Origin of the sequence: Arthrobacter sp. GCM10027362, assembly GCF_042679445.1 — a bacterium.
In the GTDB taxonomy this organism is placed as follows: Bacteria; Actinomycetota; Actinomycetes; order Actinomycetales; family Micrococcaceae; genus Crystallibacter.
Genome location: NZ_JBHTML010000409.1, coordinates 1 through 833 on the forward strand (window position 1 = coordinate 1; position 833 = coordinate 833).

1 protein-coding gene and 1 pseudogene are annotated in these 833 nt (G+C 72.1%); one reads left to right on the top strand and one right to left on the bottom strand.

What is annotated here, in order from left to right; all coding sequences use genetic code 11:
* Window positions 1-375: winged helix-turn-helix domain-containing protein (locus tag ACFQ36_RS23035; protein ID WP_377017928.1), on the top strand; the 375-nt coding region annotated here is incomplete at its 5' end.
* Between the two features lie 48 nt (window positions 376-423).
* Here ACFQ36_RS23035 and ACFQ36_RS23040 read toward each other — a convergent pair.
* Window positions 424-833 (bottom strand): annotated as a pseudogene (locus ACFQ36_RS23040) (pyridine nucleotide-disulfide oxidoreductase); the annotation flags it as partial.

Sequence of the window (833 nt, forward strand, 5' to 3'; positions counted from 1 at the left end):
CCGCGCGCCGAGGCGGTGCGCGCGCCCCAGCCGGCCCAGCAGGCCAGCCGGCCCAGCGGCGTGCTGATCGACCTGTCCCGCCGCGAGGTGCACCTGGACGGCGAGACGCTGAACCTGACGTTCAAGGAATTCGAACTGCTCAACTACCTGGTCGAGAACGCCACCCGGACCGTGGGCCGGGAGGAACTGCTCTCCGGGCTGTGGAAGAACGCCGAGGAGGTCCCCAATGAGCGGACCATCGACGTGCACATCCGCCGGCTGCGCTCGAAGCTCGGCCGGCTGGCCAACACGGTGCGCACGGTGCGCGGCCAGGGCTACAGGTTCTACGAGCACCCCGAAGTTGTGGTCTGGGCCGCACCGGAGTACTCGATCTGACCGCAGCCCCGCGCGGAAGGCGCTTCCGGCGGAAGCGCCTTCCGCGCGTTAGAGCCCGTACTGCTCCAGCAGCCTCAGCCAGACCTCGCTGATGGTGGGGTAGCTCGGGACGGCGTGCCAGAGCCGGTCCAGGGGCACCTGGCCGACGACGGCGACGGTGGCCGCGTGCAGCAGTTCGGCCACGTCCGGGCCGGCGAAGGTCACCCCGACGACCACCTTCCGGTCCTCGTCCACCACCATCTGGGCCCAGCCGTCGTACCCGTCGGCGTGCAGCGAGGAGCCGGCGACCGAGATCGGCAGCTCGGTGGCGGAGACGTTCAGGCCCCGCTGCCGCGCCCGGTCCGCGGTCAGGCCCACCATGGCCACCTCCGGGTCGGTGAAGACCACCGAGGGCACCGCCGCCTCGTCGGCCGTGGCGGCCCACGGGCTCCAGGCCGCCGGTTCGCCGTCGAGCTTCC